This window comes from Parahaliea aestuarii (assembly GCF_008064635.1).
Lineage (GTDB): Bacteria > Pseudomonadota > Gammaproteobacteria > Pseudomonadales > Halieaceae > Parahaliea > Parahaliea aestuarii.
The window spans coordinates 146,998-165,419 of sequence record NZ_VRYZ01000009.1 but is presented as its reverse complement, the minus strand read 5'-3'; the positions used below and the strand labels follow the sequence as shown (position 1 = coordinate 165,419).

Annotated in this window: 13 protein-coding genes; all 13 read left to right on the top strand. The window is 55.6% G+C overall.

Annotated elements, in window-relative coordinates:
* Nucleotides 1–42: 42 nt before the first annotated feature.
* The gene (locus FVW59_RS18130; protein WP_246139789.1) at nt 43–2,481 is read left to right on the top strand and encodes an LPS-assembly protein LptD; all 2,439 of its coding nucleotides are present in this window, start codon (nt 43–45) and stop codon (nt 2,479–2,481) included.
* Nucleotides 2,471–3,835, top strand: a complete 1,365-nt coding sequence (locus FVW59_RS18125; protein WP_246139788.1) for a peptidylprolyl isomerase — start codon at nt 2,471–2,473, stop codon at nt 3,833–3,835. Before FVW59_RS18130 ends, FVW59_RS18125 begins: the two co-directional genes overlap by 11 nt.
* 50 nt (nt 3,836–3,885) lie before the next feature.
* On the top strand, nt 3,886–4,902 hold the full coding sequence (pdxA, locus tag FVW59_RS18120; protein WP_148065792.1) for a 4-hydroxythreonine-4-phosphate dehydrogenase PdxA: 1,017 nt from the start codon (nt 3,886–3,888) through the stop codon (nt 4,900–4,902).
* A gap of 61 nt (nt 4,903–4,963) precedes the next feature.
* Nucleotides 4,964–6,088 carry a glycosyltransferase gene (locus tag FVW59_RS18115; RefSeq protein WP_148065791.1) on the top strand — a complete coding sequence of 375 codons (1,125 nt, stop codon included), beginning with the start codon at nt 4,964–4,966 and terminating at the stop codon, nt 6,086–6,088.
* Nucleotides 6,081–6,818, top strand: a complete 738-nt coding sequence (locus FVW59_RS18110) for a glycosyltransferase family 2 protein (protein WP_148065790.1) — start codon at nt 6,081–6,083, stop codon at nt 6,816–6,818. Before FVW59_RS18115 ends, FVW59_RS18110 begins: the two co-directional genes overlap by 8 nt.
* Nucleotides 6,812–7,174: a DUF2304 domain-containing protein gene (locus tag FVW59_RS18105; RefSeq protein WP_148065789.1), complete on the top strand. Its 363-nt coding sequence runs from the start codon at nt 6,812–6,814 to the stop codon at nt 7,172–7,174. The genes FVW59_RS18110 and FVW59_RS18105 overlap by 7 nt, the downstream gene beginning before the upstream one ends.
* Nucleotides 7,175–7,210: 36 nt before the next feature.
* On the top strand, nt 7,211–9,787 hold the full coding sequence (locus FVW59_RS18100) for a hypothetical protein (RefSeq protein WP_148065788.1): 2,577 nt from the start codon (nt 7,211–7,213) through the stop codon (nt 9,785–9,787).
* The gene (locus FVW59_RS18095) at nt 9,787–11,475 is read left to right on the top strand and encodes a glycosyltransferase (RefSeq protein WP_187275966.1); all 1,689 of its coding nucleotides are present in this window, start codon (nt 9,787–9,789) and stop codon (nt 11,473–11,475) included. Before FVW59_RS18100 ends, FVW59_RS18095 begins: the two co-directional genes overlap by 1 nt.
* Nucleotides 11,472–12,500: a polysaccharide biosynthesis protein gene (locus FVW59_RS18090; protein WP_148065786.1), complete on the top strand. Its 1,029-nt coding sequence runs from the start codon at nt 11,472–11,474 to the stop codon at nt 12,498–12,500. The genes FVW59_RS18095 and FVW59_RS18090 overlap by 4 nt, the downstream gene beginning before the upstream one ends.
* 37 nt (nt 12,501–12,537) lie before the next feature.
* Nucleotides 12,538–13,683 carry an NAD-dependent epimerase/dehydratase family protein gene (locus tag FVW59_RS18085; protein WP_148065785.1) on the top strand — a complete coding sequence of 382 codons (1,146 nt, stop codon included), beginning with the start codon at nt 12,538–12,540 and terminating at the stop codon, nt 13,681–13,683.
* Nucleotides 13,680–14,684, top strand: coding sequence for an NAD-dependent epimerase/dehydratase family protein (locus tag FVW59_RS18080; RefSeq protein ID WP_222711568.1), 1,005 nt, complete (start codon nt 13,680–13,682; stop codon nt 14,682–14,684). The genes FVW59_RS18085 and FVW59_RS18080 overlap by 4 nt, the downstream gene beginning before the upstream one ends.
* Nucleotides 14,685–14,842: 158 nt before the next feature.
* A complete protein-coding gene (locus FVW59_RS18075) occupies nt 14,843–16,612 on the top strand; it encodes a glycosyltransferase (protein ID WP_148065783.1) in 1,770 nt (589 codons plus the stop codon).
* Nucleotides 16,596–18,422 carry a glycosyltransferase gene (locus tag FVW59_RS18070; protein WP_148065782.1) on the top strand — a complete coding sequence of 609 codons (1,827 nt, stop codon included), beginning with the start codon at nt 16,596–16,598 and terminating at the stop codon, nt 18,420–18,422. The genes FVW59_RS18075 and FVW59_RS18070 overlap by 17 nt, the downstream gene beginning before the upstream one ends.

Here is an 18,422-nt window from a genome sequence, read left to right as displayed (position 1 = left end):
GGCTTGATGACCACGGCTCCCCCAACGGCAGAATCCACCCCCGTGTCTTCCCCTTTATTCGCAAAACGCCAGCGCCTGGCACTGGCCCTTAGCCTCGCCCTGCCCGTATTGGCACAGGCGGCGCAGGAGAGCGCAGCGGAACCCTGCCCCGCCGGCGACCAGGCGCTGTGCAGTACCGATGTACCGCCAGCCGCCAACGCCTACCCGCTGGACTGGGTGCCGATCCGGGAGGTACCCGAAGAACTGCAGGACGAGGAATGCCGCAGCTGCCGCGGCCGCTACATCGACCCCCTTGCCGGCGCAGACACCGGGGTCGACCCGGAACTGTCCGATATCAACGCCAGCGCGGCCCAGACCGAACTGGAGGGCGACGAAGTCTTCCTCCACGGCGGCGTTTCCGTTGAGCAGGGCTATCGGCGACTGAAGGGCAAGGACGCCTACTACAATCGCAGCGAGAGCCGCGGCAAACTCACCGGCGGCATCACCATTCGCGAACCCGGGATTCTGCTGAAGGGGCAGGAGGCCAGCTTCTCCTCCGACACCGGCGAAGCGGAGATCACCGAAAGCCAGTTTGTCCTGCACCAGCAGCACATGCGCGGCGCCGCCCGCTCCCTGCGCCGCGATGCACAGGGGCTGGTACATGTCGAGAATGGCGCCCTCAGCTACTGCGCACCCGGCGAACAGGACTGGGAAATCCGCGCCGACGAAATGGAACTGGATCTCGACGAGGGCCTGGGTACCGCCCGCGGTGCCAAGGTGGCGGTGGGCGGCATGCCGGTGCTGTACCTGCCCTGGCTGCGCTTTCCGCTGGACGACCGCCGCCGCAGCGGCCTCCTGTGGCCGGATATCGGCAGCGATACCCGCGGCGGCATCGACATCGCCGCCCCCATCTACCTCAACCTGGCCCCCAATTACGACGCCCTGTACACACCCCGCTACATTGAAGAACGGGGGGTGAACAACGAGGTGGAACTGCGCTATCTCAACCCCGCCGTGGGCAGCTGGTCCGTGGGCGGCGCCTACATGGAGACCGACAAGCGCTACGAGGACGAGCGCCCCGAACAGCGCGACCACAGCCGCTGGCTGGGCAAGGTCGAGCACAACGGCCTGTTCGGCCAGCGCTGGCGCTCGCGGGTGGACTACAGCAAGGCCTCCGATGTCGACTACCTGAAGGACCTGCAGACCACCAACCTGGAAACCCGCCGCGAAACCAGCCTGCTGCAGCTCGGCTCCCTGGATTACCTGGGTGACGACTGGCTGTTCGACCTCGACTTCCAGCAGTTCCAGTCGCTGGCCGACGACATCAACAACGACTACCAGAAACTGCCGCAGTTCACCGGCCAGTACCGCGGCGAATACGAGCCCTTTGCCCTGGAACCCATCCTGCTGGGCCAGTACTCCTACTTCGATACCGACGACAACCGGGTCAAGGGCCAGCGTATCTACGGCGAAGCCGGCGTAACCTATCCCATGCTGTGGCAATTCGGCTTCCTCAAGCCCACCGCCAAGTACCGCTACCTGGAATACGAGCTGACCGACCTCGGCAGCCCTGGCGCCAACGACAGCCCCAGTACCGGCACCCCCCTGTTCAGCCTGGACGGCGGGCTCTACTTCGAGCGCCAGACCACGCTGCTCGACAGGGGCCTGCTGCAGACGCTGGAACCGCGCCTGTACTACCTCTACAGCGAGTACGAGGACCAGAGCGAACAACCCGACTTCGACAGCGCCGAACTGACCTTCACCTACAACCAGCTGTTCCGGGAAACCCGCTTTTCCGGCCGCGACCGCCTGGACGACGCCGATCAACTGTCGGTGGGCATGACCACCCGCTATATCAGCGAAGAGGATGGCCGCGAGCACCTGAACGCGAGCATCGGCCAGATTTTCTACTTCCGCGACCGCCAGGTGCGCCTGCTGTCCGGCGCCGAGCCGCTGGACCAGAGCAGCTCGGAGATGGCCGGCGAGGTCAATTTCTACCCCAACGAACGCCTCACGGTGCGCGGCAGCCTGGTGTGGGACCCGCACAGCACCGACATGAACGCCGGCAACGTCCAGGCCAGCTACGAGCGCGACGACAGCAGCATTTTCAGTGTGGGCTACTCCTACCGCCGCCCGCTGACCACCATCCAGACCGAAAACCGCAACCAGCAGGTGACCGAGCAGGCCCACTTCTCTGCCTACGTACCGCTGGGCAACCGCTGGAGCCTGTTCGGCGCCGTCAACTACAGCGTGGAAGCCGGGGAGAGCGTGGAAGATATGTTCGGGGTGGAATATGATACCTGCTGCTGGCAGGTTCGCCTGCTACACCTGCGCTACTATGATTCCGTCACCGGGGAAACGCTGGATTTCAACGACCCCAATCTGGAACAGGAATCCTCCACTCAGGTCCAAATCGTGCTCAAGGGCATGGGCGGCTTTGGCAGCCGCGTCACCGGCCTGATGGAAGACATGATTCGAGGATACAGAGAACGTGAGTATTAAGGGATTTCCCGCACTTCAAGCCCGCAACCTGCTGCACCGGCTACCCATCGCTTCTGCGCAGGCAGTGGTCCGCCATTGCGGCATCCATTTCATGGCCCTGGCACTGGCGCTCCTTGTGGCACTGGGCACCTCGCCCGCCCGAGCCGCCACCGAAATCCTCGACCAGGTTGTCGCCATCGTCGATGACGACGTCATCATGGCCTCGGAGTTGCGCGAACGCCTCACCGCCGTCACCGAGGGCCTGCAGGCCCGCGGCATGGAAATGCCGCCGGAAGACGAACTCATCCGTGAAACCCTGGACCGCCTGATTCTGGAGAGCATCCAGCTGCAGATGGGCCAGCGCGTGGGCGTGCGCATCTCCGATGCGCAACTCGACCAGGCCGTGGCGCGCATCGCCGCCCAGAACCGCATGAACGTCGACCAGTTTATCGCCCGCCTGGAGCAGGAGGGCGAGTCCTACGCCGCCATGCGCGAGAATGTGCGCCGGGAGATGATCCTGCAGCGGGTCCAGGCCGGCAACGTGAGCCAGCGCATCCAGATCTCCGACCAGGAAATCGACAACTTCCTCGGCACCGAGGAAGGCAAAGCCCTGACCCAGCCCGAGTACCGCATCGTCCACGCCCTGCTGGCCATCTCCCCCGATGCGCCCGCCGAGGAAAAGGCCGCCGCCGAAGCCCACGTGGAAAAAACCCTGCAACGTATCCGCGCCGGCGAGCCCTTCGACCAGGTGATCGCCTCCAGCACCGGCAAATACACCTTTACCGGCGGCGACCTCGGCTGGCGCCGGGCCAGCGAACTGCCCTCGCTGTTTGCCGACATTGCACCGCAGCTCGCCCAGGGCGAAACGTCCGACCCCATCGAGAGCGCCAGCGGCATCCACCTCGTCAACATGAACGCCAAGCGCGGCGGTGAACAGATAGTGAGCCAGACCAAGGTCCGCCACATCCTGATCAAGCCCAGCGAAATTCTCACCGACGACCAGGCGCGCCAGAAAGCCGCCGACCTGAAGGCGCGCATCGAGGGCGGCGAAGAATTCGGCGAACTGGCCAAAGAATACTCCGAGGATATCGGCTCCGCCCAGGAGGGCGGCGATCTGGGCTGGACCCAGAAGGGCCAGATGGTGCCCGAGTTCGAGAACGCCATGGACAGCGCCGACATCGGCCAGATCACCGACCCCGTGCGCAGCCAGTTCGGCTGGCACATCCTGGAAGTGACCGACCGGCGCGAACAGGACATGACCGACCAGGCCATTCGCAACAAGGCCGCCGAGTACCTGCACAGCCGCAAATACCAGGAAGAGCTGGACGCCTGGCTGCGCAAGATCCGCGATGAAGCCTTTGTCGACATTAAATAGGGACTCCACCTTGTAGGGCGGAATTCATTCCGCCAAGGCACCCATTCAGCATGCCCACCCCCATCCCCACCATCGCCATCACCACCGGCGAACCCGCCGGCATCGGCCCCGACATCACCCTGATGGCGGCGATGCGGGCATGGGATGCCGAACTGGTCGCCATTGGTGATATCGACATGCTGCGCGAACGGGCGCGCCTGCTCAACCTGCCCGTCAGCCTCACCCCCTATCAGCCCGGCCCGCAGGCCCGGCCCCACACACCGGGGCACCTCAGTGTGCTGCACACCTCCGTATCAGCCACCGTCATCCCCGGCCAGCTCAACCCGGCCAATGCCCACTACGTCCTGAAAACCCTCGACCTGGCCATTGAAGGCTGCCGGACCGGCAGCTTCCAGGCCATGGTGACCGCCCCGGTGCAAAAATCCGTGATCAACGACGCGGGGATTCCTTTTAGCGGACACACCGAGTACCTGGCCGAGAAAACAGGGACAGAGCATGTAGTGATGATGCTGGCCACCGACAAGCTGCGGGTGGCACTGGCGACGACGCATCTGCCACTGAAGGACGTACCCGCGGCGATTACCCGGGAAAGCCTGGAGCGTACACTGCGGATACTGCACGCCGAACTGACGGGAAAATTCGGCATCACCCGGCCGAAGATTACTGTGCTGGGCCTGAACCCCCACGCCGGCGAAGGCGGGCACCTGGGGCGGGAGGAGATCGAAATCATCACCCCGCTTCTGGAAAAACTGAAAAATGAGGGCATGCAGCTGGCCGGGCCATTACCGGCGGACACCGCCTTCAACCCCGAGCAACTGGCGAATTCCGATGCCTACCTGGCGATGTATCACGACCAGGGTCTGCCGGTGCTGAAGTTTTCCCGGTTTGGGGAAGCGGTGAACATTACGCTGGGGCTGCCGATTGTGAGGGTGTCGGTGGATCATGGGACGGCGCTGGGGCTGGCGGGAGAGGGCTCGGCTAAAGCGGGGAGCCTGATCACTACCATTGATCTGGCCGGTTCGATCGCCACCTGCGCACCTAACTTCGTCCCTGCTGGCAATGCCTGACCAGGCACGCCCGATGCGTGTACTCCACATCGGCAAGTATTTTCCGCCGCATAGGGGGGGGATGGAAACCTATCTGCGCGACATCATGGCCGCACTGGGCCGGCTCGGCGTAGGCAATCACGCCTTGGTACACCAGTCGAGCCTCGGCTTGCACAGCGAAACAGAAGCCATCGCCACCAAAGGCCAGGCGCTCCACATCACCCGCGTCGCTGTGTGGCTTCGAGTTCTTTTTACACCGCTCAGCCCCACATTCCCCCTGCACCTCCGACGACTGCTAAAAACCTATCAGCCCGATCTACTACACCTTCACTTACCCAATGTGTCGGCATTCTGGGTGCTATTCATTCCCGCCGCCCGGCGACTCGGCTGGACTATTCACTGGCACTCGGATGTTCCCCTAAGCGAACACAAGACTGCCTTGCGCCTTTTCTACCGCCTTTACCGGCCCTTTGAAACGGCCCTGCTCAGAGGCGCGACCCGCGTCATCACAACCTCCCCGTCCTACCTGGAGAGTAGTGCGCCGCTGGCACCCTTCCGCAATAAATGCGGCGTTGTACCACTGGGCATTGACCCCACCTATCTCGGCGAACCACCGGAAGCTGGTGACGACCATAACGGCCCGGCACTGAAAGTGCTCGCGGTCGGCAGGCTAACCTACTACAAGGGCTTCGAATTCCTGCTGCGCGCCGCCAGCACAGTGGAAGAGGTGCGCGTTGACCTGGTCGGCAGTGGAGAGCTGGCGGGCTCGCTGCAGGACCTGGCGAGGGAGCTGGGCGTCGAGGAACGCGTCACCTTCCACAGTGAGGTGAGCGGGGAAGAGCTGCAAAGCCTGCTGGGCGCCTGTGACCTGGTCTGCCTGCCATCCATCGAGCGCAGTGAAGCCTTCGGCCTGGTGCTGCTGGAAGCCATGTACTTCCGCAAAGCCACAGTTGCCAGCAAGGTACCCGGCTCGGGCATGAGCTGGGTGGTGACAGCCGGGGAAACCGGAGAGCTCTGCGAGCCCGGCAACGCTGACGACCTTGCCGGACAACTGCGGAACCTGGCCGCCGACCGTGATAAAATCCGGCGCCTCGGGCTGGCAGGCAGAAAGCGCTTCGACCAGTTGTTCCATATCGACCAGTCAGCTGCAGCGTTGCTGGCTGAGTTCACCGGCATACTCAGCGAGCGCAATCCAGGCAATGTCTAACGTCTCAACCCCTTCTTCCGTTGCCGGCGCCAGCGACACTGTAGTTCTGATTCCAGCGTTCAATGAGGCCGCCTGCGTCGGCCGTGTAGTGGAGAATGTACGTAGCCACACCGGACTGGCTGTTGTCGTTATCGACGACGCCAGCACGGATAATACCGTTGCCGTGGCCGAAGCCGCCGGCGCCACCGTCATTCCCCTGCCCGCTCAACTGGGGGCCTGGGGTGCAATGCAGACCGGCTTGCGCTATGCGCTGCGCAAGGGCTATGAGATTGCGGTGACCATGGATGCCGATGGCCAGCATCTGGCCCAGACCATCGACCAAATCCTGGCGCCGGTGCGGAATAACGAGGCCGATGTCGCTATCGGCGCCTGCACCGAGCGAGGCTCACTGCTGCGCCGGATTGCATGGGTCCTTATGAAAAGCACCTCCGGGCTGGCGCTGGAAGACGTCACCTCGGGCTTCAGGGCCTACAACCGCCAGGCCATAGGGGCCCTGGCCGGCTGGCGCGCCACACTTCTCGACTACCAGGACATCGGAGTTCTCCTTCTACTGCAACACGAGGGACTGCGCATCCGTGACGTGTCCGTTGAGATGTGCGCCCGGGAAGAAGGCAAGTCCCGGGTTTTTCACTCATGGCTGATTGTCGCCTACTATATGTGCTGCACCTTGTTGCTTGGCCTGACCAAACGCACAATGCTCACGGGGAAGAGAGCCACCAAACCATGCTAGCCATCGTTACAGCCACCATCGGAATAGGCGTAGCCTTTATTATCGTTCTGCTGATAAGAAGGGACCGCCTGCATGTCACCCACGGCCTGGGCTGGATTCTGGTGGCCGCCGGCTTCGCCGTCATCGGCCTGTTCCCGAAAGTCATCGATATTGTCGCTCGCGCTGCGGGAGTGTCATATCCCCCGATACTTGCGCTCACCCTTGCCGTGGCCATACTGGTGATAAAAATACTGTTGATGGATATAGAACGCTCGAGAATTGAAGCGCGCAACCAACGGATGATTCAGAGGGTCGCCATGCTGGAAGCGGAGCTGCGTCAACAGCAGAAAAGCACCGCGCAGGGCAAGACGCGGTAATACCAGGCACCATCGAGCAACACAGGGCAGGCAGGGATGGCATTATTCTTTTTGGGGCTCGGCATCCTCGTCCCTTGGTACACAGGCTTTATTTGGCTGCAGATCATTGCCCAGGTACGAGCCTCCGCCAGGCCGGCGCCCCATGAATTGCTGCTACGCGCCGGTTACGGCTATTTTATTGGCTGCAGCCTTGTGCAGGGTCTGGTCCACCTCAGTAGCGCAGTTCAGGGCAACATCTCGTTTGCAGCCATTGTCGGCACGCTACTGATCCTAAGCCTTACCGGCACCGTCCTCGCCGCGTTGCAATACCGTATTAAGGCCCCGGCGCCAACCCCCGTTTCTCTCCCGGCATCAACCCGTTACCGGGTTATTTGCATCGGCCTGCTTGGGCTCACCGCGCTGCACCTGATCCCGCTGCTGCTGGAAAACCAGTATCGCCCCATCTATCCCTGGGATGCCTGGCAAACCTGGATGTACCGGGCCAAGGCCTGGTTCCTCAGCGGCCAGCTCCTACCCATGGCACCGCCGAACGAGTGGCTGCAGACCGGTGTTATCAACTACAACATGCCGGGCCACAGTTATCCGACACTGGCATCAGTTATTGCCCTGTGGGCCGCTATCAGTATGGGCAGCTGGAGCGAAACCCTGGTCAACCTGCCGGTTTTTTGCGCCGCTCTCGCGACCCTGGCAGGCCTGTATGGCCAGATAAAGTCCTCCGGCTTTCGTGAATTGGGCGCGCTTGCAGGCATCTACCTGCTTGTCTCCATTCCACTTTGGGGCACTCACGTTGCCCTGGCCGGGCAGGCGGACATCTGGATGGCAGGCTATGTCGGACTTGGCTTTGTCGCCCTGCTGCGAGGCATCAGTGATCATGACCGATCCTCACTCTGGCTAGGCATCTTGATGTGCGCACTGGCGATGGGCGTTAAGAACGAGGGCGCTGTCTGGTTCATCGGCGCCCTGGCCCTGGCTTTTGCCGGCAGCTTCTGGCGCACGGCTCTAGTCGGCGCCGCGTGTGGATCCGCCCTCGCGTTAGTGCTATGGCGCTTCCACTTGCACTGGTCCATTCCCGGCCTGGGGGTCTTCGGCTTTGACGGTAAGCTTCTGTACCTGCCGGTGCTTGGCACCATCCCCATTCAGCAATTTGCAGTGTGGGATGACTACATCGACGCCTTTTTCCTGCAGGGAAGCTGGAATATTCTGTGGCCCCTGGTGGCCATTAGCGCTGCCACGCTCCTAAAAGGCTCGAGAGACGGCTGCTGGCGGGCACTACTGGGCTTTTTCGTTCTGCTCTTTGCCACACAGGCCCTGATATTTGGTTTCACCCAGCACGGACGTTGGGCGGAAGACGGCACCGCCATCAACCGGCTGCCCCTGCATTTTGCCCCCGCGCTCGTTTATGCATTGCTACTTTCCGTCCGGCGCCTGACAAAGGGTGAAGCACTCCAGCCCAAAATAGATGCACGCACTACCTTGATAACCGCTGCAGGAGCAAGCTTACTTTGCGGCGCCGCCTTTCTCACCTACCTGGCCTGGGACCACCCAGCAACGGATGGGACAGCTCTCGACCTGACTTCTCGCATCAGAACCCCGGTTGGAAGTACAACCAGCGACGATGGAGGACTCACCGTAACTAGCTACCAAGGCGGCATAGCCATACTCTCAAGCGGGCCTATCGCAGTAGACAGTGCTGAGCTCACCACACTGAGCGTCACAACCACTGGCACAAGCATCAGCCCGGCGGGTTTTTTCTGGAGGACTGCCGGCAATCGGGAAAACGTCAATACCGCTAATATTGGTTACGCAGGGCCACATACCATTGATCTTTCTAGAGAGCCAGAGTGGACAGGCACAATTACAGAGGTTGGCCTGGTACTTCACGATGACCAGCAAGACGGCAGCGCGGGCCTCCGGCGCTTGGTGCTTAAGCCCAGCTCACTCGAGAACAGCCTCAAGCTGGTCTGGTCGGAGTGGACCGAACTGGAGTTGTGGAGCCAGAAATCCGCCCACTGGCTTTCCGGTGGCGCGCGGGAGCAGCGGCTCCCCCTCACAGTGCTGGCCGGCATCTGGCTACTGGTGGCGCTTCTCCTGTGTATCATCCCCCGCCCTAACCAGCGGATGACGCAGGCCCTGGCGCTAATAATCGTTACCTGGACACTCGTCGACGTGCGCTGGCTCACCACCAGTACGCGGCAGACGGCGCGCACCGTCGATTACTACACGCATTCAGACAGACCTGAGGCACTCGACATCGACTTTGACGTGCAACTGGGCGAAATCGCTGAAGCAGCAAAGTCGATGCTGCAGCCAGACACTGATCAACCCCTGATTCTGACCGGTGCAGAGCGGAACCTGCACTTCAAAGTGATGAGGGGTAAGTACTGGATGCTGCCGCATCCTACGGCGGTGTTTGAACAGCCGGTAGCAGAACTGAGCAGTGGACCCGACAACCAAGTGCTTTATATCGATGCGTTTAAGCTGGAACCGGGAGAAGTTAGAAAGGCGTCGAGCCACATAATTTCCACCATGGGCCCTTCATTCCATAGCGGATGGCAGGCGCAAGCAGTCGCCGGCGGCGAGGCGATTATTGTGAACTATCGTGGGGATCAATAATGAAGCTCGGGAGCGTCACAGAACGGTGGCTCGACAAGCTGAAGTCGGGCCTTTATGCCGCGTATTTTGGAGTTACGTCCATCCCCGCAATTGCGGAGCTTGACTGGGCAGTTCGCCGCTACCTTGCCGCCAAAGCAGGTCTGGGTTCCAGCAGAAAACAGATGAAGCTAATCCATCAACTCGCCGGCGGACGAGGTATCGGCCTATCGCCTCGCCGAGCCGCGGGTGAGCTGCCAGACTCGATGGACATCATCGTTTACACAAACAAGGTAAACACCAGCGCAGAGGTTGGCCCTACTCTGGCCTGCCTGGAACGCGTCCAAGGGGGCAGCTGTGCATTCCATGTGTGGCAGATTACCGCAAGCGCGGGAACGTCCTGCGAGAGCACATCGTTCAGAGCACCTGGGTCTCTCCTCGAGACAAAGGTGCATCAGGCCCCAAATATCGAGCAAGCAGTCGCAAGCGGCTCAGCGCCACTCTTGTTAGTTGTGTCAGACAATATTGCGCCTGAACCTGCCCTGATCAAGCGGGCGCTAACCGACAGTGCCACCGATACAGAGGACACCGTTTGGTGGGAGTATTGCCCCACCCTGGGAGAGCGACCAGACTATATTGATCCGGTAACACTCAGGATTGCCCATTCGCGCGGTGATTGCGTTGCCTTTCGGCGGCCAGCGCCCGCAACTCTCAATCTCTTGTCGGGCCATCGCGATCACCCCACTGATTGGCTGGCGTCCTTAAGTGAGCAATACCATACCAACGGCCGGTCACTGGTGAATCGAACTCCATGGGCCACCGAGTACTACTCGTCCCTCTCCGCTGAGAAGGGGCCCAAACCGACAGCCACCCCAAAAGCCACGCAAGTGCGACTCAGGCCCTTTTCACCATTCGAGCTGGGCAACAGCGACGCTCCCGCTATCGGCAACCCGCCGACGATTAAACTGCCCCTGGTTTCTGTTATCATCCGAACATTCCCAGGCAGGGGGGCTTGGTTGCAAGAAAGTGCTCAATCGGCACTGAATCAAAGTTATCCAAATCTGGAAATTATTATTGCCGAGGACGGTGAACCCAGCCACAGTCACCTAATCGGAGAGCTCAACAAAAAGCTGGTGGATAGTCGCTTTTTAACCTATCTGGCCAAGGGAAAGCAGGGAAAGTCCAAGACAGGGAACCACGGGCTGGCGAGCGCCAGTGGGCAATTCCTGATGTTCCTTGATGACGACGACCTCCTCTATCCCGCCCACGTGGAGCTTTTAATACGCCACCTGCTAGCCTCGCCCGGAACCAAAGCGGCATATGGTCTGGCATTTGAAGTACATACCCGGATTGACGATACACCGGGACAATATGAAGAAGTTTTCTATTGCCTCCCCAAGATGATGCTACGCAATTACTCAAGAGAAAATCTGGAACGAGACAACCTCTTTCCAATACAAACAGTAATCTTTGAGCGCTCATTGTATGAAGAGCTCGGTGGATTCGACCCTGAGAAGCAGTACCTGGAAGATTGGGACCTTTGGCTGCGCTATGCCAGCAAAACTCAATTCCTGGCAGTTCCCGTCGTTACCTCCCTCTACCGTACTCCGGCCAAGGCCAGTGAACGCGTGGCACGCACCCGAAACCCGAAACGTCGCACCCCACCCGCTGGGGCGACGCCATCAAACCCAGAGAAAGTGAATACCCAATGACAGATTTCCTGAAAGGCAAGCGAGTACTTGTCACCGGCGTTTGCGGAACCGTTGGCAGAGCCATCACCGACAAACTCATCAGTGGACAGTTTGGCGACCTTAAGGAATTTGTCGGCATCGACAATAACGAATCCGAACTTTTCTTTGTCGAACAAGAATATGGCAGTGAACGAGCACATTTTTTCCTTCGTGATCTAAGGGACTATCGGGGCATCCGCGAGGTGTGCCATGGAGTAGACATTATTTTTCATACGGCAGCCCTTAAACACGTAGGCATTTGCGAAAAATCGCCCGCTGAAGCCGTACAAACCAATATCGACGGCCTACAGAACCTGATTCGAGCCGCTCAGCGCTGCGAAATAGAGCGCTTCATCTTCACCAGCTCTGATAAAGCAGTTAATCCTACCAACGTGATGGGGACCTCCAAGCTGATGGGGGAGCGCCTGGTGACCGCTGCAAATAATTCCCGTGAGAACAAAGGCACAGTTTTCACATCCACCCGATTTGGCAATGTCCTCGGCTCCCGCGGGTCAGTAGTACCCATCTTCAAAAATCAGATCCTGAACGGAAAAGATATTACTCTCACCAGCCGCGAAATGACGCGCTTCGTTATGACTATTAGTGAAGCCGCCGATCTGGTCATCGAGTCCTCCGCTCTCGCCAAAGGCGGTGAAGTATTCATCACCAAAATGCCGGTTATCCGCATTGAAGACCTGGGACAGGTAATGATCGATGTACTCGCGGGCGAAGTTGATGCCGATAAACGTACAAAAATTCATGAGATCGGTGTAAAACCAGGAGAAAAATTGTACGAAGAACTCATGAGCGAAGAGGAAACATCGCGTGCAATTGAAACAGAAGACTACTTCGTTGTTCTGCCGGCCTTCCGCGACCTGTATCCAGTAGAGTATGTATACCAGGGCATGAAAGATGCACCCGTTCTTAAGCCCTACAAGTCCTCCGAAGAAGAGTTACTGACTCCCGAAACGCTAAAGAGCTATCTGCTCAAGCACGACATCATTTAATTGGAAGTTACACCGAATTTTTACAGGAGAAAAGAATATGCGTGTACTAGTACTCGGAGGTGATGGCTACCTCGGATGGCCAACAGCGATGCATTTTTCTGCCAAGGGGCATGAAGTTGCAGTTCTGGACAATTACCTGCGCAGAAATCTGGCGAGGGAGACCGACAACGAGATTCTTTACCCCACGCCCAACCTGCATGAGCGCACCAGAATCTGGAAAGAGCACTGCGGTAAGGATATGCCCGTTTATATCGGCGACCTGTGCGACTGGAGCTTCATCAACCGGGTATTTGCCGAATTCCAGCCCGACACAATCATCCATTATGCCGAACAGCCTTCCGCGCCGTACTCCATGCTGAACGCCGATGCGGCGCGCCTGACTTTGAACAATAACATCGGCGCAACCGGCAACGTCGTGCTGGCAATGAAAGAGCACTGCCCAGACGCTCACCTGATCAAGCTGGGAACAATGGGAGAATACGGGACACCGAACATCGATATCGAAGAGGGTTGGCTGGATATCGAGCATAAAGGACGTAGCCAAAAATTCCTGTTCCCGCGGCAGGCGGGCAGCCTGTACCACACCACCAAAGTGATGGATACGGACTTGCTGTGGTTCTATGTCCGGACCTGGGGCCTCCGAGTCACGGACCTGATGCAAGGGCCTGTGTATGGCATCTTCACCGATGAAAACCAACATGACGACAGGCTACTTCCTTGCTTTGCGTATGATGAAGTATTTGGAACTGTGCTCAATCGTTTCGCCGTACAGGCTGTGGCAGGGCACCCACTTACAGTTTACGGCAAAGGCGGACAAACACGTGGCTACTTGAACATCAAGGACACCCTACAATGCCTATTGCTTGCAGCGGAGAACCCGGCCAACACAGGCGAACTAAAAATCTACAATCAGTTCACCGAGACTTTCAGCGTTAACCAACTGGCCGACTGGGTCCAGAAAGTGGGTAATAGCATGGGACTTAGTGTTGAAGTGAAAGGCATCGATAACCCTCGCAAAGAGATGGAAGAACACTACTATAGCCCTGCTCATACCGGCTTGCTGGAACTTGGCTTGCACCCAACCCTTCTCAGTGAGGAAGTACTTAGTGGCATCATGAATAAAGTAAACTCTCATCGGGAGGATATCGTGTCCGACCGTATTTTCAGGGGCGTTAACTGGTGAACTTTCGACGGTGGCTCATCACTGGCGGATGCGGCTTTATCGGTCGAACGCTAATTCATCAGCTGCAAAACAGCGGCGCCGCTCAATCAATTCGGGTACTGGATAACTTGTCTGGTGGCACAGCTGATGATCTTGGCGCAATCACTAAATTCACTATCAACGACGAAGAATCATCCACTTGGCGAGATGGAGTCGAGCTCTTTATAGGCGATATTCTAGATAAGTCATCCGTTGAAAGATCGGTAAAGGGGGCAGATGTTGTAGTGCATCTAGCTGCGAATACTGGCGTACAACCATCGATCAAAAACCCTAGATTCGATCTTGACACCAATGTTGTCGGCACTTTCAATTTACTGGAGGCCTCCAGAGAGGCCAAAGTGAGAAAGTTCATATTTGCATCCTCTGGAGCTCCTATAGGGAACTCGCCCCCTCCATTTACTGAAACCTCGCCCTGCAAACCAATCTCCCCGTACGGCGCTAGCAAACTCGCCGGAGAGGCTTATTGTTCCGCCTATCAGGGAAGTTTTGGCCTAGAAACTTACGCTCTGCGCTTTTCAAATGTTTACGGGCCCCATTCCGGCAAGAAGGGCAGCGTTGTAGCGAAGTTTTTAAGCCAGATCTTTAATGGAGAGTGCTGGCAAGTAAATGGCAGCGGCACGCAAACTCGAGACTTCATTTTCTCCGAAGATCTTGTGGATGCAATCATTCAAGCTGCCACCTATGCGCAGGAAGGTGGTCTTTACCAAGTAGCCACATCAGAAGAAACCACGATCAACTCTCTAATAGAGCTTTTATCTAAAATACTGGAAGATAATAACATTGCTGTCCCAAAGGTTGTCTACGGAGAGCACCTACCTGGCGATGTACCTCGAAATTACGCAGACATCAGAAAATCCAGGCTAGGGCTCCAGTGGGAACCAAGAACCCCGCTTGAGGTCGGCCTAAGAAAGACGGTAGATTGGTTTGTCGAGAACAATGCAAATGATAGAGTTTGTCAGTAGCAATTATATAATTCCACCTCAGTGCTATCGTAAGCTTAGGAGGCTTGGCAACTACGTTTGCATTAGTTAGAAACCCTGTTCCACAAGCTCTCTCTCAAAATCACTTAATCTTAGAAAAGCAAAAGATACCCCTACATTCCCTCTTCAAGAAGTTCTTTATGTGGAAACCGGAAAAAACGATTAGATCAGAAGTTCGATGGGCAGCACCAGAGTCCAGATTAAAAATCCTACCTTCTGACAGAACGCTCGGTATTAATATTGGCTTTATAGGCTCTGAAGAACTATTTTCGGAATTGTCATTAGAGGTTAATTGCTACAGATTAGATAATACAAACTGGCAGTTAATTCTGGAATTTTCCAGCATTGATTTTGTGCTTATTGAATCCAATATAACTAATTCGGGTAGCCCATGGAATAACTATTACATTGAAAACAGCGCTGCCTTTGAACGTTTAAATAGGATTATCAATGCCGCAACTTCCAAATCTTTACCTGTGGCTTTCTGGCATACATTGGACTACACGTATTTTGAACTCTTCAAGTCTATCGCCAGACGCTGTGATGCCGTGTTCAGTGCAGACCCGCAGCTATTGACTCAGAAAGCGTGGAAGAAATTTAATGCCACATATCTACCATCAGGGGTTCAGCCCAGGATCTACAACCCATACCATTCCTATGACGAGCACGTAGAACCTGACCATTTCGATATTGCAATAGACGCACTGGGTGACTATCTAGCAGACTCTCACTATGTAGATAATCTATGCCGAGCTTTCGGCCATCGAAGCATCCTGCTGTACGACTCGAACAACAACATATTCAGATCCAAGCTACCCAAAGTGGAAGGAAAGAACAACCTTGTCATAGGCGGGTGTGTATCCAACCGATCCAAGTCCAAGATACTTAAGCAAAGCAGCTTCTACATTGAACCTAAGAATTCAATGATCTCACCCACAAGGCGCCAGCGAATGAAGCTGCAGGCGGCGGCTTCTAGCACCGCTGTATTTAGCTCTTCAGAACACAGAGATTCTCTACTCCAAAGCAACCCTACTTACTACCACAGCTCCGATTACGATTTGGTGAGTCAGGTTCGGGCAGGGCTGACAGACTCCCTTTATGGAGATCGCCTATCTCATATCGCCTGGCGAACTACGCTCAATGAGCACACTCTTCACCAGAGACTGCAGACTATTGCCACCACGCTGGGCCTCGGGATAATAATCAATCAGAAACCTAAAGCCAGTTTGATTCTACCTACGATTCGTCCACATTTCCTTCCACACGCCTTGCAGCAGTATGACAGCCAGCTCTATAGCAACAAAGAGTTAATCATCGTCTTCAATGGTCACTATGCTGACTATATCCAGTATAAAGAACAGCTCAGTGGGCGAGATGACATTAAGCTATCTTACCTTGCAGAAGAGAATCACGCCGGAGCCTGCATGAACCTTGGCATTGCTACAGCTTCGGGAGATTACATATTCCGATTTGACGATGACGACATTTATGGCGAGCACTACATTGGCGATATGATGCTGCATTTTCTATTTTCAGGTACCGATTTTGCCGGGAAGCCATTGAGGTATTACAAACAGGACGATCAACTATACTTGCACTCTAGAGAAGGCTTAGAATGCCGATACTTGGAACTATTTCAAAGCGCGGACCTAGAGCATGGAAAGGTCTTTGTATCGGGTAGTACCATCTCTGGGCGCCGCAGTACATTCCTAGACTACCCCTATCCCGACTCACTTGGAGCAGCTGATACAGCATGGTATCACTTGGTCAATATGGCCAGCTTGAACGGCCTTTGTACAGATCGTTTCAATAGTATATTTTGTAGACGATCTGGGCCTGGGGAACACACATGGAAAATGAAGTCCATGAGCAAAACAAGCACATATCAAGAACATGACCTCATCATCTAATCAGCACAAAGCCAAAGTTCTACCAACTCTCATAGTGCTCTCGTCCACAGAGTTTATTGAGTTGGCAGTTGGCCTCGCCTCAGTGCTCCGAATAAGGGGATCGCGCTGTGGCTTCCTTATAGAATCTAAAAACTTTTCTCGCGATGAAAAAATAAAGCTTGCCCCGTTCGGCCCAGTGCTCCCCTATAGTAAAGGTATACATATCGCAAATCTCTTGAATTATCTCTCATTTTTCAAAGATGGTATTTCAATATTTTTAGATGCAGGATCTCTTGATCTAACGCACTGGCTTTGTGCTCTACATCCACTCCGACTAAAAAATATAGTCTACTCAACCTTCAACTTTGAAGGCATCTTCGAAACGCTATATCACCCAGTTAGTATCTCAGCATTTATTCTCAACGATGAGAATGCTGTCTCACACATGAAAAGCATGGGAAAGCCCGCTACTGTAGTATCCCGGCATGCAGCACACGAAAAAATTATAATGAAATTCTTAGAAATAATTAAAGTAGAGCTTTCCGACATTCCTACAAAAGAATTCTCTCATGAAACAAGCCTGATGATTCGAAGAGAAAGTTTGTTTTATGAAGATAGGTCGGGGCTACCCGCTCTATCAACTGGGAGCTGTCCAACACCACAGCACTCGCTGGACTCCCATCAAACAAAAGTCACCATCGTCTGTATGAACGCTCCTTTTGGGTCCCCTGGCACGATGGGAACCTATGGCTTGGCAACGCAGCTCCACAAGGTTTGTGATTTGCAGATTCTGACGGATCGAATTTCAAGCAACGTTGTGTATGAGAATGCACACCTGCGAACAGTAGAAGTACCAAATTTGCTCAAACTCAACTCTAACGCGATCACTGAGGCATACGAACATATTAAGGAGTTTGGTACTGAGATTTCTCATATGATCGGGCATAAGTCGGCTAAATTTATATCCGCTCTAGGTTGCCAAAAGAACTTGGTTGGCAAGGTTGTCGTCGATATCAGAAGTCCGATCGTCACGACCAACCGTAATGAATTGGAACGGATACGGCGACAAGTCGAAAATTCTCAGTACTACATCAACCATCTGTTCTGTCATAGCGCGGGCACAATGGAACTAGACTTTCCCACACTTGAGGTGAGCCACAGTATACTGCCTCCAGGCCATATGCGAGATATCGATAGCCTGACATTGAAACTAGCGAAATCTAGGAGGACTGTCTCGTCAGCTCTCTCTACAGTTTTCGTAGGAAGCCTCGCAGAATCTCGGAATCTGCTACAGCTATTGAATGATTTTCTGGATGCACGCTCCAGGACAGATACCACGGTCACAATGGATATTATCGGCGGTGGGAATAGTGCGGCAGAACTCCAAGAGTACGTAAATTCCGTGGGCGCACAGGACTGCATACGCTTTATTGGGCAGGTAAATTCCGAATCTATACCCGAGACACTTTCAAAGTATGACTTGGGTATTGCATTCGTACCGGACAATGGCCATTTTGGAGTCGCACCTTCACTAAAAACAATTGATTACATGCAAGCTGGACTTCCAATCGCAGCAACCGCCACGCTGGGACATCGAGACTTTGCTCAAGAGTATAAAATACATATTTCATATTTTTCAGATGGACAGTCCTTGGCAGATATTTTTTCCGACAAGCGCTTCCTAGCTTACTCGGAATCTAGAATTAATGAGTATATTGAGGCACTTGAAAAATTGAGTTATTCCAAGCTGGTGCAAGATATAGTTTTACCCACTTACGCAAAGCTGAAGAGCGAAAAAATGCCTCTTACAACTATCACCGAAGGTCTTTAA